The organism is Variovorax paradoxus (assembly GCF_030815975.1).
Lineage (GTDB): Bacteria > Pseudomonadota > Gammaproteobacteria > Burkholderiales > Burkholderiaceae_C > Variovorax > Variovorax paradoxus_N.
Map to the genome: position 1 here is coordinate 1 of NZ_JAUSXL010000002.1, position 14,198 is coordinate 14,198.

A 14,198-nucleotide genomic window follows, 5' to 3' on the forward strand; every position below is an offset into this window, starting at 1 on the left:
GGTGGCGCCACCCACGTGGGCATGGAGCAATTCGCGCAGGCGGCCGGCGTCAAGTTCAACGCCATTGCCTACAAGGGCGGTTCGGCCGCGCTGCAGGACGTGCTGGGTGAACAGGTCGACATGCTGGCCGACAGCAGCTCCTGGGCGCCGCACGTCGAAAGCGGCAAGCTGCGCCTGCTCGCCACCTGGGGCGAGGCGCGCACGCCGCGCTTCAAGGACACGCCCACGCTCAAGGAACTGGGCTACGACGTGGTGGTGGAAGCGCCCAACGGCATCGGCGCGCCGCGCGGGCTGCCGGCCGCGGTGGAAAAGAAGCTGCGCGATGCGTTCCGCGTGGCCGTCAACAGCGAAGAATTCAAGAAGGTGGCCGACAGCATCGATGCGCCGGTCATGTACCAGGACGGCCCCGACTACCGCAAGTACGTCGAAGCCGTCTACAAGCAGGAGACCGAACTGATCCGCAAGCTCAACCTCAAGGAACTGATGGAGAAGGGTTGATGAACGACAGCCCCCTACTTCGCCTGCACCCGCATGACAACGTGCTGGTTGCAAAGACCCCCATCGCCCTGGGCGAGACGATTGCCGAGTTCGGTGTGCGCGCCCGCGCGCAGATTCCCGCGGGGCACAAGATCGCGTCGCGCGCCATCGCGGCCGGCGAGCAGGTGAAGAAGTACGACACCGTCATTGGCGTGGCCTCGCGCGACCTCGAGGCGGGCGACTATGTGCACAGCCACAACCTGACGCTGGTGGATTCCTACCGCGACCCGGCCTTCTGCCAGGACGTGCGTCCGGTGGCCTACGTGCCCGAGGCCGAGCGCGCCACCTTCATGGGCTTTGTGCGGGCCGACGGCCGCGTGGGCACGCGCAACTTCATCGGCATTCTGTCGTCGGTCAACTGCTCGGCCACCGTCATCAAGCGCATCGCGGCGCACTTCACGCCCGAGCGCCTCGCGGCCTTTCCCAACGTGGACGGCGTGGCCGCCTTCGCGCAGACCAGCGGCTGCGGCATGTCTTCGCCGAGCGAGCATTTCGACGTGCTGCGCCGCACGCTCGCGGGCTATGCGCGCCATCCCAACCTGGCCGGCGTGCTGATCGTGGGCCTGGGCTGCGAGCGCAACCAGGTCGATGCGCTGGTCGATTCCCAGGGCCTGCAGCAGGGCCGCCTCATGCGCACGATGGTGATGCAGGAGGTGGGCGGCACGCGCCAGACTATCGAGGCCGGCATTCGCGCCGTGGAAGAGATGCTGCCCGAGGCCAATGCCGCGCAGCGCACCCGCGTGGGCGCCAACCACCTGAAGATCGGGCTGGAGTGCGGCGGCTCCGACGGCTTCTCGGGCATCACGGCCAACCCGGCACTGGGCGCGGCCATGGACGTGCTGGTGCGCCATGGCGGCACGGCCATTCTTTCCGAGACACCCGAGATCCACGGCGTCGAATTCATGCTCACGCGGCGCGCCGCCACGCCCGAGGTCGGCCAGAAGCTGCTCGACCGGCTGGCCTGGTGGGAGCGCTATGCCGCGGGCCAGAACGCGCAGTTCAACGGGGTCGTGGGGCACGGCAACCAGGCCGGCGGGCTGGCCAACATCTTCGAGAAATCGCTGGGCTCGGCCATGAAGGGCGGCACCACGCCGCTGCAGGCCGTGTACGAATATGCGGAGCCGATCGACCAGGCCGGCTTCGTCTTCATGGATTCGCCGGGCTACGACCCGGTGGCCGTGACCGGGCAGATCGCGAGCGGCGCGCAGCTGATCTGCTTCACCACCGGGCGCGGCTCGATGTTCGGCAGCAAGCCGGCGCCGACCATCAAGCTGGCCAGCAACACGCCGATGTTCAAGCGTCTTGAAGAGGACATGGACATCAACTGCGGCGTGGTGATCGACGGCGAACTCTCGGTGCCCGAGCTCGGCCAGCAGATCTTCGAGCAGATCCTGCGCCATGCCTCCGGCGAGCGCACGCGCAGCGAAGCGTTGGGCCTGGGCGACCACGAGTTCGTGCCATGGCACCTGGGCATCGTGAGTTGACTTTCTCCCTCTTCCGACGCCAAAAGACATGCCCCTGACCCTCACCCGCCCCGACCTGCAGCGCACCGCCAACTTCATCGCCGGCGAATGGTGCGGCGCCGCCGGCCGTACGCTGGACGTGACCGACCCCGCCACCGGCGCGCTCATTGCACAGGTGCCCGATTCGGGCGCCGATGCCGCGCGTGCCGCCGCCGATGCCGCGCATGCCGCCTTCCCCGCCTGGCGCCGCACGCCGGCCAAGCAGCGCGCACAGATCCTCAAGCGCTGGAACGACTTGGTGCTCGCGCATCAGGACGACCTGGGCCGCCTCATCTCGCGCGAACAGGGCAAGCCGCTGGCCGAAGGCATCGGCGAGGTCGCGTATGCGGCCAGCTACATCGAGTGGTTTGCCGAAGAGGCCACGCGCGCCAACGGCGACGTGATTCCCGCGCCCGTTCCCGGCCGGCGCATGTTCGCCATCAAGGAACCGGTGGGCGTGGTTGCCGCCATCACGCCGTGGAATTTTCCGGCCGCGATGATCGCGCGCAAGATCGCGCCGGCGCTTGCCGCGGGCTGCACCGTGGTCTGCAAGCCGGCCGAGGACACGCCGCTCACCTCGCTCGCGCTGGTGGCGCTGGCCGCGCAAGCCGGCGTGCCCGCAGGCGTGCTCAACATCGTGACGGCCTCGCGCGAGCGCACGCCCGAGGTGGTCGACGCGTGGCTGGACGATGCCCGGGTGCGCAAGATCACCTTCACCGGATCGACGCCGGTCGGCAAGCACCTGGCGCGCCGCTCGGCCGACACGCTCAAGAAGCTGTCGCTCGAACTGGGCGGCAATGCGCCCTTCATCGTGTTCGAGGATGCCGACCTGCACGCCGCGGTCGATGGCCTGATGGCCGCCAAGTTCCGCAACGGCGGCCAGACCTGCGTGTGCCCCAACCGCGTGTTCGTGCACGAGGCCGTGCATGACGAGTTTGCCGAGCTGCTCGCCGCGCGCGTGGCGGCATTGCAAGTGGGCCCGGCCAGCGACCCCGCCTCGCAGATCGGCCCGATGATCAATGCGCGCGCCATCGAAAAGATAGAGCGCCATGTGCAGGACGCCGTGGCGCGCGGCGCGCGCGTGCTGGCCGGCGGCACGCGGCTGCCCGCGCTCGGGCCGAACTACTTCGCGCCCACCGTGCTGGTGAACGCCGACGCCACCATGGCCTGCGCCTGCGAAGAGACCTTCGGCCCCGTCGTTCCACTGACCCGCTTCGCCGAAGAAGCCGAGGTGGTCGCCCAAGCCAACGACACGCCTTTCGGCCTGGCCGCGTACTTCTACTCGCGCGACGTGCGCCGCATCTGGCGCGTGGCGGACGCATTGGAAGCCGGCATCGTCGGCATCAACGAAGGCGCGCTGGCCGCGGAGGCCGCGCCCTTCGGCGGCGTGAAGGATTCGGGCTATGGCCGCGAAGGTTCGGTGCATGGGCTGGACGACTACCTGCACACCAAGTACGTTTGCCAGGGCCAGCTGGACTGAGCCGCGCGCACACGCAACACCAACAACGCAAGAGACCCATGCCCGCCCACAACACCTTCAAGACAGCACTGGCCGCGCAGCGGCCGCAGATCGGCCTCTGGCTCTCGATGGCCGACCCGTACCTGGCCGAGGTGAGCGCCACCGCCGGCTTCGACTGGCTGCTGATCGACGGCGAGCACGCGCCCAACGACCTGCGCTCGACGCTGGCCGCGCTGCAGGCCGTGGCGCCCCACGCCGCGCAACCGGTGGTGCGCGCGGTGCAGGGCGACACGGCCCTCATCAAGCAGCTGCTCGACATCGGCGCAAAGAACCTGCTGGTGCCCATGGTCGACACGGCCGAACAGGCGCGCGCGCTGGTGTCGGCCACGCGCTATCCGCCGCTGGGCATCCGCGGCGTCGGCAGTGCCGTGGGCCGCGCCTCGCAGTGGAGCGCGCGCACCGACTACCTCGACATCGCCGACGCGGAAGTCTGCCTGCTGGTGCAAGCGGAAACCGTGGCGGCGCTCTCCAACCTGGCGCAGATCTGCGATGTGGACGGCATCGACGGCGTCTTCATCGGCCCCGCCGACCTTGCCGCGTCGATGGGCCACCGCGGCAAGCCCGGGCATCCGGAGGTGCAGGCCGCGATCGAAACCGCCATGCGCACCATCGTGGCTTCGGGCAAGGCCGCAGGCACGCTGACCTCCGACCCGAAGCTGGCGCGGCGCTACCTGGAGCTGGGCTGCAGCTTCGTCGCGGTGGGTGTCGACGTGCTGCTGTTCGCGGGCGCGGCCCGCAAGCTCGCGGCCGACTTCAGCGGCGCGCCGCCTGCCGCCGAGCCGGCCTCGCGCGCGGCCTACTGAACGACGGCCTCGGCGCGAGGAGACAAACCTAAGGAAGGTTCTCGCGAAAGATCACCTGGCTGCGCGTGGTTTCCACGCCGCTGAGCGCTTCGCGCTTGTCGCGCAGATTGGCGAAGATGCGCACGCAGTTCATCAGCGTGGTGTGCGGGCTCTGCGTGATCACCGCATCCATGCTGCCATCGATCAGCAGCGTGCGCGTGTCAGGCGTGAGTCCGTGCCCGATGAACACCACCTTCTGCTCGCGCCCCGCTTCCTTCAGCGCCCGCGCCACGCCGTCGGATGCGCCACCGATGTTGTAGATGCCGCCCATGTCGGGGTACTGCTCCAGCAGCGCGCGCGTCTGCCGGTAGTTCTTGCCGGCATCGTCCTGGCCTTCGCGCAGGCCCACCACTTCGAGCCGCGGAAACATCTCGTCGATCACGTGCAGGAAGCCGGCCTCGCGCTCCTCGTGCGCCTTGTAGCTCAAGCTGCCCGCGATGAGCGCGACCTTCGCGGCGCGCGCGCCGATGAAACGGCCGATGAGGTAGCCCGCGGTGCGGCCGGCCGCGCGGTTGTCCAGCCCCACGAAGGCCGCGCGCTCGGAGTTCGACAGGTCCGAGATCAGCGTGACCACCGGCAGCCCGCGCGCCGCCAGCGCGGCCACCGCCTCGCGCACCGCGGGGTGCTCCAGCGCCATCATCGCGATGCCGTCGCAGCGCTGGCCATGGCGGCGCAGCGCGTCGGCCAGTTCGTGCGGGTTGAAGCTCTCGATGAACACCGTGCGGCACTGCACGTTGAACGGCGCCCAGTGCTCCTGCGAATAGCCGACCATGTCGCCCAGCATGCGGATGAAGCGGTTGGTGCCGGCCGGCAGCAAAAACACCAGCCTGAGGGGCGGCGGCGTGAGCGCGGCATAGAGCTCCGGGCCAGGCAGGTAGTCGAGCTCGCCCGCAGCCTTGAGCACGCGCTGCACCGTGGCGTCGCGCACGCCGGGGCGGCGGTTGAGCACGCGGTCGACGGTGGCGGTCGAGACCTGCGCCGCACGCGCGATGTCGACCACGCGCGCGCGCCGCGCATCGGTTGAAGGGTTATCCCGCATACATCAAAAACCATCAAGTTCGAGTTTGACCCGGATGATGCATCCTTTTATCTTCCCTGTGGCTCTCATCCAATGGTGCATCAGATTGCATCAACCGCATTCCGAAGATCCTGGAGACAAAGACATGACATCGCTGACCCGCCGCAGTGCCTTGCGCACGCTTTCCGCCCTCCCCGCCGCCGGCATCGTGAGCGCCCTGCCGCGCATCGCCCGCGCGGCCGAGTTCTCGTACAAGTACGGCAACAACCTGCCGCTCAGCCATCCGCTGAACATCCGCGCGCAGGAGGCGGCCGACCGCATTGCCAAGGAAAGCAAGGGCCGGGTCGAGATCAAGATCTTCCCCAACAACCAGCTCGGCGGCGACACCGACATGCTGGCGCAGGTGCGCTCGGGCGGCATCGAGTTCTTCACGCCGTCCGCGCTGGTGATTGCCACGCTGGTGCCGGTGGCCGCCATCAACGCCGTGGGCTTCGCGTTCAACGACTACGGCCAGGTGTGGGGCGCCATGGACGGCCAGCTCGGCGCGCACGTGCGCGGCGCCATCGCCAAGTCGCGCCTCCATGCCTTCGAGAAGATGTGGGACAACGGCTTTCGCCAGACCACCAGCAGCAAGGCCGCGGTCACCAACGCCAAGGACATGGACGGCCTGAAGATCCGCGTGCCCGTGAGCCCGCTGTCGATTTCGATGTTCAAGGGCCTGGGCGCCGCGCCCGCGAGCCTGCAGTTCAGCGAGGTGTATTCCGCGCTGCAGACGAAGATCGTCGATGCGCAGGAGAACCCGCTGCCGATCATCCAGGTGGCCAAGCTGTTCGAGGTGCAGAAGTTCTGCTCGCTCACCAACCACATCTGGGACGGCTACTGGTTCATTGCCAACGGCCGCGCCTGGGAGGCGTTGCCCGACGACCTCAAGACCATCGTCTCGCGTGCCATCAACGACGCCGGCATGCAGCAGCGCGAAGACATCAAGAAGCTCAACGAATCGGTCGTCGGCGACCTGCAGGCCAAGGGCCTCAGCATCAACCGCCCGGTGGCCGAGAGCTTTCGCGCCAAGCTGCGCGAGTCGGGCTTTTATGGCGAGTGGAAGGGCCGCTTCGGCCCCGAGGCGTGGGCGCTGCTCGAAGGCGCCGTCGGCAAGCTGGCCTGACCGCCCATGGTGCATGAATCCACTTTCGAGGCCGCGCCTTTCGTGGGCGCCGGCCCGTCCGCCAACGCGCTGAGCGGCATGGCCGGGCGCGCCGACCGCGTGCTGGGCGGCGCGGTCGAGGCCGTGGCCGCGCTGCTGGTGCTGGCCGAGATCTGCGTGCTGTTCGCGGGCGTGGTGTCGCGCTATGTGTTCCATGCGCCGCTGGTGTGGTCGGACGAGCTCGCGTCGATCCTGTTCCTGTGGCTCTCGATGCTCGGCGCGGTGGTGGCGTTGCGGCGCGGCGAGCACATGCGCATGACGGCGCTGCTGCAGAAGGTGCAGCCGCACACGCGGGCGATGCTCGACGCCTTTGCCATCGCGGCTTCGGTCGCGTTCCTGGTGCTGATCATCTGGCCGTCGATCGACTACGCGCACGAGGAGTCGTTCATCGTCACGCCCGCGCTGGAGATCAGCAACGCCTGGCGCGCCGCGGCCATTCCAACGGGCATCGGCATCATGCTGGCGATGGCGCTGCTGCGCCTTTTGCGCGTGTGCACCGGGCGGCAGATCGCAGTCGCGGTGCTCGGCATGGCGGCGCTGGTGGCGGCTTTCTGGCTGGCTGCGCCGCTGTTCGCGACGCTCGGCAAGTTCAACCTCGTGATCTTCTTTGTGGTGGTGGTGGCGGCCACGGTGCTTTCGGGCGTGCCCATCGCGTTCTCGTTCGCGCTGGCCACCTTCGGCTACCTGGCGCTCACCACGCGCACGCCGCTGCTGGTGATGGTGGGGCGCCTGGACGAAGGCATGTCGCACCTGATCCTGCTCGCGGTGCCGCTCTTCATCTTCCTGGGCGCGCTGATCGAGATGACGGGCATGGCGCGCGCCATGATCCAGTTTCTTGCGAGCCTGCTGGGCCACGTGCGCGGCGGCCTCTCGTATGTGCTGATCGGAGCGATGTACCTGGTGTCGGGCATCTCGGGCTCCAAGATCGCCGACATGGCGGCCATTGCGCCCGTGCTGTTCCCCGAGATGGTCAAGCGCGGCGCCAAGCCCGGCGACCTGGTGGCGCTGCTGTCGGCCACCGGCGCGCAGACCGAGACCATTCCGCCGTCGATCGTGCTCATCACCATCGGCTCGGTCACGGGCATTTCCATCGCGGCGCTCTTCACCGGCGGGCTGCTGCCCGCCGTGGTGCTGGGCGCCGCGCTGTGCGCGGTGGTGTGGTGGCGTTACCGGCGCGAAGACCTGAGCGGCGTGCAGCGCCACAGCAGGCGCGAGGTCGGCAAGCTGCTGCTGGTTGCGTTGCCCGCGGTGCTGCTGCCCTTCGTGATCCGCGCCGCCGTGGTCGAGGGCGTGGCCACGGCCACCGAGGTGTCGACCATCGGCATTGTTTACTCGGCCATCGTCGGGCTCTTCGTGTACCGGCAGTTCGACTGGAAACGGCTCAAGCCGATGCTGGTCGACACGGCCTCGCTCTCGGGCGCGATCATCTTCATTGTCGGCTGCGCCACGGCCATGGCCTGGGGCCTCACGCAGTCGGGCTTCTCGCAGGACCTGGCACGCGTCATGGGCGCGCTGCCGGGCGGCGCCTACGGCTTCCTGGCCGTGTCGATCGTGGCCTTCATCGTGCTGGGCAGCGTGCTCGAGGGCATTCCGGCCATCGTGCTGTTCGGGCCGTTGCTGTTTCCCATTGCCAAGGCCGCGGGCGTGCACGAGGTGCACTACGCCATGGTCGTGATCTTCGCGATGGGCATCGGCCTGTTCGCGCCGCCCTTCGGCGTGGGCTACTACGGCGCCTGCGCCGTCAGCAAGGTCAACCCCGACGAAGGCATCAGGCACATCTGGGGCTACATCGCCGCGATGCTGGTGGGCCTGGTGATCGTGGCCGCGTTCCCGTGGTTCTCGACCGGTTTTCTCAAGTTCTGATCACAACAACACACTCACATCAACGGAGCCAACCGCAATGAGTCGATTCCTCGGCGAGATCCGCCAGCTGGGCTATGTCGTGCACGACATCGAAGCCGCCATGGACTACTGGAGCACCACGCTGGGCGTGGGCCCGTGGTTCTACAACCCCAAGGTGCCGATCAAGAACTACCGCTACAACGGCCAGGCGCACGAGCCTCACAACTCGGTGGCGTTGGCCAACTCGGGCTATGTGCAGGTCGAGCTGATCCAGACGCGCAACGACGTGCCCTCGATGTACCGCGACTTCCTGCAGGCCGGCCGCACCGGGCTGCAGCACGTGGCCTACTGGACGGCCGACTACGACGCCGACCTCGCGCGCCTCACCGCGCAGGGCTTCAAGCCTGTGATGAGCGGCGAGGTGGGCGAGCGCGGGCGCTTCATCTACTTCGACACCGAGTACCACCCGGGCACGGTCATCGAGCTGTCCGAAGTGGCGGGCCCCAAGGGCAAGATGTTCGACCTGATCCGCAACGCCTCCGAAGGCTGGGACGGCAGCGAGCCGGTGCGGCCCTTTCCCGATCTGAGCAAGCTGTGACCGTGACTGAACGCATCCGCGCGCGCTACCTGATCGAGACGCCGCTGGACCCGGCCGCCGTGGCCGAGGTGATGGCCGGCGAACAATCGTGCGGCACCTTCACGCGCGTGGGGGGCGAGACCGACGCGCTGCGCGAACGCGCGCGCGCCACCGTCGAGGCGATCACCGAGCTTGTGCCTGCCGAAGTACCGAGCCTGCCCAACGCGCTGCTCGAACGCAAGGGCACGCGCGGCCCGTGGCGGCGTGCGCACGTCGACATCTCTTTTCCGATGTCGAACATCGGCGCCAACCTGCCGACGCTCGCGGCCACGGTGTCAGGCAACCTCTACGACCTGGGCGAAGTGACGGGCCTGCGGCTCGAATCGCTGCAGCTTCCTGCCGCCTACCGCACGCAATTCGAAATGCCGCGCATCGGCATCGCGGGCACGCGGCGCGCCACCGGCGTGGCCAGCGGCGCGCTGGTCGGCACCATCATCAAGCCAAACGTGGGACTGTCCGCGAACGAGACCGCCGAGCTGGTCGCCAGGCTCTGCGCCGCGGGCGTCGACTTCATCAAGGACGACGAGGTGTGTGCCGACCCCGCGCATGCGCCGCTCGCCGAGCGCGTACCCGCGGTGATGGCCGTGGTGCGCGCACACCAGCAGCGCACCGGCAAGCACGTGATGGTGGCCTTCAACATCACCGACGAAACCGATGCGATGAAGCGGCATGCCGACCTGGTCGAGCGCGAAGGCGGATCGTGCGTGATGGCCAGCCTCAACTGGTGCGGCCATTCGGGCATGCAGACCCTGCGCCGCCACACCGGCCTGGCGCTGCACGGCCACCGCAACGGCTACGGCGCGCTGTCGCGCCATCCGCTGCTGGGCATTTCGTTCCAGGCCTATCAAACGCTCTGGCGGCTGGCCGGCGTCGACCACATGCACGTGCACGGCCTGCAGGGCAAGTTCTCGCAGCCCGACAGCGAAGTCGTCGAATCGGCGCGCGACTGCTTCACGCCGCTGACCGATGCCGCCGACGACCGCGTGATGCCGGCCTTCTCGTCGGGCCAATGGGCCGGCACCGTGCCCGCCACCTGGGCCGCCATCGGCATCGACGACCTGCTCTTCATGGCCGGCGGTGGCATCCTCGCGCATCCCGATGGCGCAGCGGCCGGCGTCACGAGCATCCGCCAGGCCTGGTCGGCCGCGCGCGCCGGCATCGCGCTGCAAGAAGCCGCCCGCGGCGCGCCCGAACTGGCGCGCGCGCTGGCCTTCTTCGGCAGGCCGTGATGCCGGCCGCTCAAGTGCCGGCCATCGTCTACTACGGCGACGATTTCACCGGCGCCACCGACACCCTTGGCACCGCCGCGCGCGCAGGCCTGCGGGCCCTGCTGTTCCTGAACACGCCCGATGCCGCGCGGCTCGCGCAAGCCGGCCCGCTCGACGTGCTGGGCATTGCAGGCGCCGCCCGCGCCATGGCGCCCGAAGCCATGCAGGCCGAGCTGGCCCCGGTCGCCGCGCTGTTCCGCTCGCTCAGCGCGCGCGTGCTGCACTACAAGACCTGCTCGACCTTCGACAGCGCGCCGCACATCGGCTCCATCGGCGCAGCCGTGCGCGCGCTGCGCGGCGCCGTCGAACAACCCTGGACCGCGATCGTCGGCGGCCAGCCCAACATCGGCCGGCATTGCCTGTTCGGCCACCTGTTCGCCGCGGCCGGCGCGGGCGGCGAGGTGTTTCGCATCGACCGGCATCCGACGATGAGCCGGCACCCGGTCACGCCGATGCACGAGGCGGACCTGAGGCTGCACCTGGCGGCGCAGGGCTTGGCCGGCATGCACTCCATTCCTTTCACGGCCGCCTCACGGGGCCCGGATGCGCTCGGCGAGGCGCTGCAGCGCGCACTGCGCCTGCCCTCCGCTGTGGCCGATGCCGATGATGCCCAGGCCGTGCTGTTCGACGTGGCCGATGCCCCGCAGCTCGCGGCCATCGGCCATGTGCTGTGGTCCGAGGCCCGGCGCGCCACGCTGCTTGCCGTGGGCCCGAGCAGCGTGGTCGATGCGCTGGCCAGCGCGCTCGGCACGCGCAGCGATTCGCCGGCCGACTCGCGCCACGTCACTCCCGCGCGCGGCCCCGTGCTCGTGCTTGCCGGAAGCCTGTCGCCCGTGACGGCGCGGCAGGTGGCGGCGGCACGCTCGTTCGACACCGTGTGGCTCGATGCGCCACGGCTCGCGCAACGCGACGCGGCCACGCTGGAGCGCCATGCCCGCGAGATCGCGCAGGGCCTTGCCCGCGGCCGCCACATGCTGGCCTGCACCCGCCCCGCCGAGCAGACGCCCACCGAGGGCCACAACGTCGATGCCCAGTCCCTCTCCCGCGCCGGCGGCGACCTGCTGGCCAAGGTGCTGGCGATGGCGCCGCTGCACCGCGTCGGCATTGCCGGAGGCGACACTTCGAGCCACGCCGTGCAGGCGCTCGATGCGTGGGGGCTCTCCTATGTGGCCGACATGGGCGCCGGCGCCTCGCTGTGCCGCGTGCACAGCGACGACGCCGCGCTCGACGGCATGGAGATCATGCTCAAGGGCGGCCAGATGGGCTCGGACGATGTGTTCGAGCGCCTGGTGCATGGTGATGCGGGCAGCGGCCCGCTTTCGTGAGAGAGAGAGCGAGAGGCAGGCGTTCAGGCGAACGCGTAGGGACCGGCAAAGTCTCCGATATGGCTCAGGTGGCTGACCACGCCCTGCCGCTCGTCCCACAGATGCAGCATGCAGCTGCGCGGCCCGACATGGGATTGCGGCGGCGCACCGGGGCGCAGCTGCAATGCGATCTCCGTCGTGGTGCTCGGGCATGAACAGACCACGGTTCCACCCCAGCGGCGCAGCATCGTGCGGTGCACATGCCCGCACAGCACCAGTTCGACATTCGGCGCGCTCCGCACCACGTCTTCGAGCTGCTGCGCCTCCATGCAGCGGTAGGCATCCACATAGGGAATGCCGCTCGTGAAGGGCGGGTGATGCAGCATCAGCAGCGTGGGCTTGACGGTGTCTTTTGCCAGCGTGCGCGCAAGCCACGCGAGGCCTTCGGTGTCGATGTGGCCGTGGTGCTTTCCGGTAACGCACGAGTCCAGCCCGATGATGCGCACCGCATGGTCGTCCAGGCACCACTGCAGCGGCCCCGCCTTGGGCAGGTAGGCGTGGTCGCTGAACGCAGCGCGAAAGCTCTCGCGATGGTCATGGTTGCCGGGAATGACGAGAAACGGAATGCGCGAGGCAGAAAGCAGCATGCGCGCCATCTCGTATTCTTCGGCGCGGCCTTCGTCGACCAGGTCGCCCGTGAGCACAAGCAGATCAGGGAGACGGTCGAGCGCGTGCAGATGCGCGAGCGCCTCGGCAAACATCCTGTTGGAGTCGACAACGCCTTGGTACAGTTCGCCTTTGGCGCGAATGTGCGGATCGGACAGCTGGGCGATGAGCATTTGGCTCCTCGAAAAACAGGCTGCCATGGTGTCTCCACGGAAGGAGTGCAGCCATACGCCTGTTGGCGTAGTTGTTCGAGTACCAGCAAGCGGTCTCATGCCGTCGACGGATGGCCCTGGCCCGCGCTCTCGATGGGGATTCACATGGTGTATCACTTCGGCCGTCCAACATGCTGCAACCCGCCGGACGGCAGCCCGTCATTTCTGCATGACCATGCGATACAGCGCATTGATTGCGGGGGTTGGAACCTTGGAACCCGACCGCAAATCTTGCGGCTCGTCGTACACCGATTCGTATCGGATGATGGTTGTGACGCCCTCTCCGCCAACCAGCTTGACGAGTTCGGCAAAACATGGGGCGCTGTTTTCGGCACTGGTCAGGCGCAGCAAGGAAAGCTCGTCGCCCGCCTTGATGGGCGTCTCGGTTCGCGGCCAACCTGTCGCAAAACAGTCGGCCTTCAGGCGCGCCGCCGACAGCGCCTCGGCCCAACGATCAGGACCCAATCCCGAAAATACGCCACGCCCCGATTCGACGGTGAATTCCTTGATGATGGCCGGACCCAGCCCGGTGTTCGTCAGATACAGGCCATTGCGCCCTCCCGGCCCTTTGAGCTGGGGAACCAACTGCAGCATCGGCTTGACTGTCAGGCGGTTATGCGTGCGCGATATCTCGATTTGCTGCCATGCGAAACACGTAGCGGCCAGCGAGAGTACGCAGGCGGCAATGGATACAGTGGTCTGGATTGCGATGTGACTCATTTGAATTGAGGTTGTCCTGAGATATCAAGCGGGAGGAAAAGGGCAGCGCTTGCCTGCGCTTCTTGCCGTCTCGCCCACGGCCACGAGTGCGCCGCGGCTGGCGCTGAAGACGAGGCGGTGGGCTTGGCGGTTCACGGGACGGCGGCTTTGCTTGCGGTGGGAATACCGTCAATACATCCGCACATTGCGTGAAATGTTTAGCGCTAGGCTAAACCCGCCGAATCTGCGGCGGATGAGCTGTGATGTTCTTGCTGCTCGATGTGCACGGCGACCACACCACCGTGGACCACAGTTGGGTGGCCGAGCACATCAAGGCGGATGCGCAGGAGATCGCCGAGCGCAGACGCACGATGCGCCGGCGCCCACCCCGCTTCTTCGCGGTCGGCCACACCTGGGCGCTGGACCTGAGCTTCATGGTCAACGCGCAGGGCTTCACCTTCGCCATGCTGGGCATCATCGACCACGGCTCGCGCCGCTTGCTGTGCCTGAAGCAGTTGCCGCGCAAATGCACGCTGGCACTGCTGGGCCATCTGTTCCTGACGATGGCGCGCTATGGTGTGCCGGCGGTGATCCGCACCGACAACGAGTCGATGTTTGCCAGCGTGCTCTGGCGCACGATGCTGGCGGCGTTGGGCGTTTGCCATCGGCGCAGCCGGCCGGGCTGCCCGTGGGACAACGGGCGCATCGAGCGCCTGTTCGGCACGCTCAAGTCGCTGCTCAGATCGATCCGACCTCACACCGTCCAAGCCTTGCGCACCTCGCTCAAGGAGTTCACCTGGTTCTACAACCATGTGCGGGTGCACCAGAATCTCAAGGGGCTGACGCCGATGGAAACCTGGAACGGCAACACGCTGGCCGACCATGACTGTTCGTATGCAAGCTAACATCGCTCGCCCGCGCCCACCAGGCGCATGCGTTGTCCATTTC

Annotated in this window: 14 protein-coding genes; 10 read left to right on the forward strand and 4 right to left on the reverse strand. The window is 68.1% G+C overall.

The features are described 5' to 3' along the window. The 4 genes from QFZ47_RS03695 to hpaI form a co-directional block, all read left to right on the forward strand. Positions 1-498 (forward strand): tripartite tricarboxylate transporter substrate-binding protein (locus QFZ47_RS03695; RefSeq protein ID WP_307654371.1); only part of this gene is annotated, 498 nt, incomplete at its 5' end. After that, a complete protein-coding gene (locus tag QFZ47_RS03700; RefSeq protein WP_307654372.1) occupies positions 498-2,021 on the forward strand; it encodes a UxaA family hydrolase in 1,524 nt (507 codons plus the stop codon). The genes QFZ47_RS03695 and QFZ47_RS03700, both read left to right, overlap by 1 nt. A gap of 28 nt (positions 2,022-2,049) precedes the next feature. Next, positions 2,050-3,519: an NAD-dependent succinate-semialdehyde dehydrogenase gene (locus QFZ47_RS03705; RefSeq protein ID WP_307654373.1), complete on the forward strand. Its 1,470-nt coding sequence runs from the start codon at positions 2,050-2,052 to the stop codon at positions 3,517-3,519. Positions 3,520-3,557: 38 nt separating this feature from the next. Next, on the forward strand, positions 3,558-4,361 hold the full coding sequence (hpaI, locus tag QFZ47_RS03710) for a 4-hydroxy-2-oxoheptanedioate aldolase (RefSeq protein WP_307654374.1): 804 nt from the start codon (positions 3,558-3,560) through the stop codon (positions 4,359-4,361). Between the two features lie 28 nt (positions 4,362-4,389). Here hpaI and QFZ47_RS03715 read toward each other — a convergent pair whose 3' ends face one another. Further along, the gene (locus tag QFZ47_RS03715; protein ID WP_307654375.1) at positions 4,390-5,439 is read right to left on the reverse strand and encodes a LacI family DNA-binding transcriptional regulator; all 1,050 of its coding nucleotides are present in this window, start codon (positions 5,437-5,439) and stop codon (positions 4,390-4,392) included. 124 nt (positions 5,440-5,563) lie between these two features. On the opposite strand from QFZ47_RS03715, the gene QFZ47_RS03720 reads away from it, so the two are divergent. From QFZ47_RS03720 to QFZ47_RS03740, 5 genes are read left to right on the forward strand one after another with little or no spacing between them, the layout of a single operon-like run. After that, positions 5,564-6,583 (forward strand): TRAP transporter substrate-binding protein, encoded by a 1,020-nt coding sequence (locus QFZ47_RS03720; protein WP_307654376.1) that lies wholly within the window; start codon positions 5,564-5,566, stop codon positions 6,581-6,583. Positions 6,584-6,589: 6 nt separating this feature from the next. Then, a complete protein-coding gene (locus QFZ47_RS03725) occupies positions 6,590-8,485 on the forward strand; it encodes a TRAP transporter large permease (protein ID WP_307654377.1) in 1,896 nt (631 codons plus the stop codon). Positions 8,486-8,522: 37 nt separating this feature from the next. Then, entirely contained in the window at positions 8,523-9,062 is a 540-nt protein-coding gene (locus tag QFZ47_RS03730) for a VOC family protein (protein ID WP_307654378.1), read from the forward strand. After that, positions 9,059-10,330, forward strand: coding sequence for a ribulose-bisphosphate carboxylase large subunit family protein (locus tag QFZ47_RS03735; RefSeq protein WP_307654379.1), 1,272 nt, complete (start codon positions 9,059-9,061; stop codon positions 10,328-10,330). The genes QFZ47_RS03730 and QFZ47_RS03735 overlap by 4 nt, the downstream gene beginning before the upstream one ends. Continuing rightward, a complete protein-coding gene (locus QFZ47_RS03740) occupies positions 10,330-11,694 on the forward strand; it encodes a four-carbon acid sugar kinase family protein (RefSeq protein ID WP_307654380.1) in 1,365 nt (454 codons plus the stop codon). The genes QFZ47_RS03735 and QFZ47_RS03740 overlap by 1 nt, the downstream gene beginning before the upstream one ends. Positions 11,695-11,717: 23 nt before the next feature. Here QFZ47_RS03740 and QFZ47_RS03745 read toward each other — a convergent pair whose 3' ends face one another. The 3 genes from QFZ47_RS03745 to QFZ47_RS28860 all read right to left on the reverse strand — a co-directional run bounded on the left by QFZ47_RS03745 (position 11,718) and on the right by QFZ47_RS28860 (position 13,406). Then, complete coding sequence (locus QFZ47_RS03745) at positions 11,718-12,512, reverse strand: phosphodiesterase (RefSeq protein ID WP_307654381.1); 795 nt, start codon at positions 12,510-12,512, stop codon at positions 11,718-11,720. A gap of 198 nt (positions 12,513-12,710) precedes the next feature. Continuing rightward, on the reverse strand, positions 12,711-13,271 hold the full coding sequence (locus QFZ47_RS03750; RefSeq protein ID WP_307654382.1) for a hypothetical protein: 561 nt from the start codon (positions 13,269-13,271) through the stop codon (positions 12,711-12,713). A gap of 24 nt (positions 13,272-13,295) precedes the next feature. Then, entirely contained in the window at positions 13,296-13,406 is a 111-nt protein-coding gene (locus QFZ47_RS28860) for an ESPR-type extended signal peptide-containing protein (RefSeq protein WP_370880563.1), read from the reverse strand. A gap of 107 nt (positions 13,407-13,513) precedes the next feature. Here QFZ47_RS28860 and QFZ47_RS03755 point away from each other — a divergent pair, with 107 nt between their 5' ends. Further along, positions 13,514-14,155 carry an integrase core domain-containing protein gene (locus QFZ47_RS03755; RefSeq protein ID WP_307654383.1) on the forward strand — a complete coding sequence of 214 codons (642 nt, stop codon included), beginning with the start codon at positions 13,514-13,516 and terminating at the stop codon, positions 14,153-14,155. The last annotated feature ends 43 nt before the right edge of the window (positions 14,156-14,198 follow it).

Coding starts and splice junctions, on each gene's coding strand:
- QFZ47_RS03705 (WP_307654373.1), top strand. CDS start 2,050: ATGCCCCTGACCCTCACCCGCCCCGACCTGCAGCGCACCGCCAACTTC.
- QFZ47_RS03745 (WP_307654381.1), bottom strand. CDS start 12,512: ATGCTCATCGCCCAGCTGTCCGATCCGCACATTCGCGCCAAAGGCGAA.
- QFZ47_RS03720 (WP_307654376.1), top strand. CDS start 5,564: ATGACATCGCTGACCCGCCGCAGTGCCTTGCGCACGCTTTCCGCCCTC.
- QFZ47_RS03730 (WP_307654378.1), top strand. CDS start 8,523: ATGAGTCGATTCCTCGGCGAGATCCGCCAGCTGGGCTATGTCGTGCAC.
- hpaI (WP_307654374.1), top strand. CDS start 3,558: ATGCCCGCCCACAACACCTTCAAGACAGCACTGGCCGCGCAGCGGCCG.
- QFZ47_RS03740 (WP_307654380.1), top strand. CDS start 10,330: ATGCCGGCCGCTCAAGTGCCGGCCATCGTCTACTACGGCGACGATTTC.
- QFZ47_RS03750 (WP_307654382.1), bottom strand. CDS start 13,271: ATGAGTCACATCGCAATCCAGACCACTGTATCCATTGCCGCCTGCGTA.
- QFZ47_RS03700 (WP_307654372.1), top strand. CDS start 498: ATGAACGACAGCCCCCTACTTCGCCTGCACCCGCATGACAACGTGCTG.
- QFZ47_RS03725 (WP_307654377.1), top strand. CDS start 6,590: ATGGTGCATGAATCCACTTTCGAGGCCGCGCCTTTCGTGGGCGCCGGC.
- QFZ47_RS03715 (WP_307654375.1), bottom strand. CDS start 5,439: ATGCGGGATAACCCTTCAACCGATGCGCGGCGCGCGCGCGTGGTCGAC.
- QFZ47_RS03755 (WP_307654383.1), top strand. CDS start 13,514: ATGTTCTTGCTGCTCGATGTGCACGGCGACCACACCACCGTGGACCAC.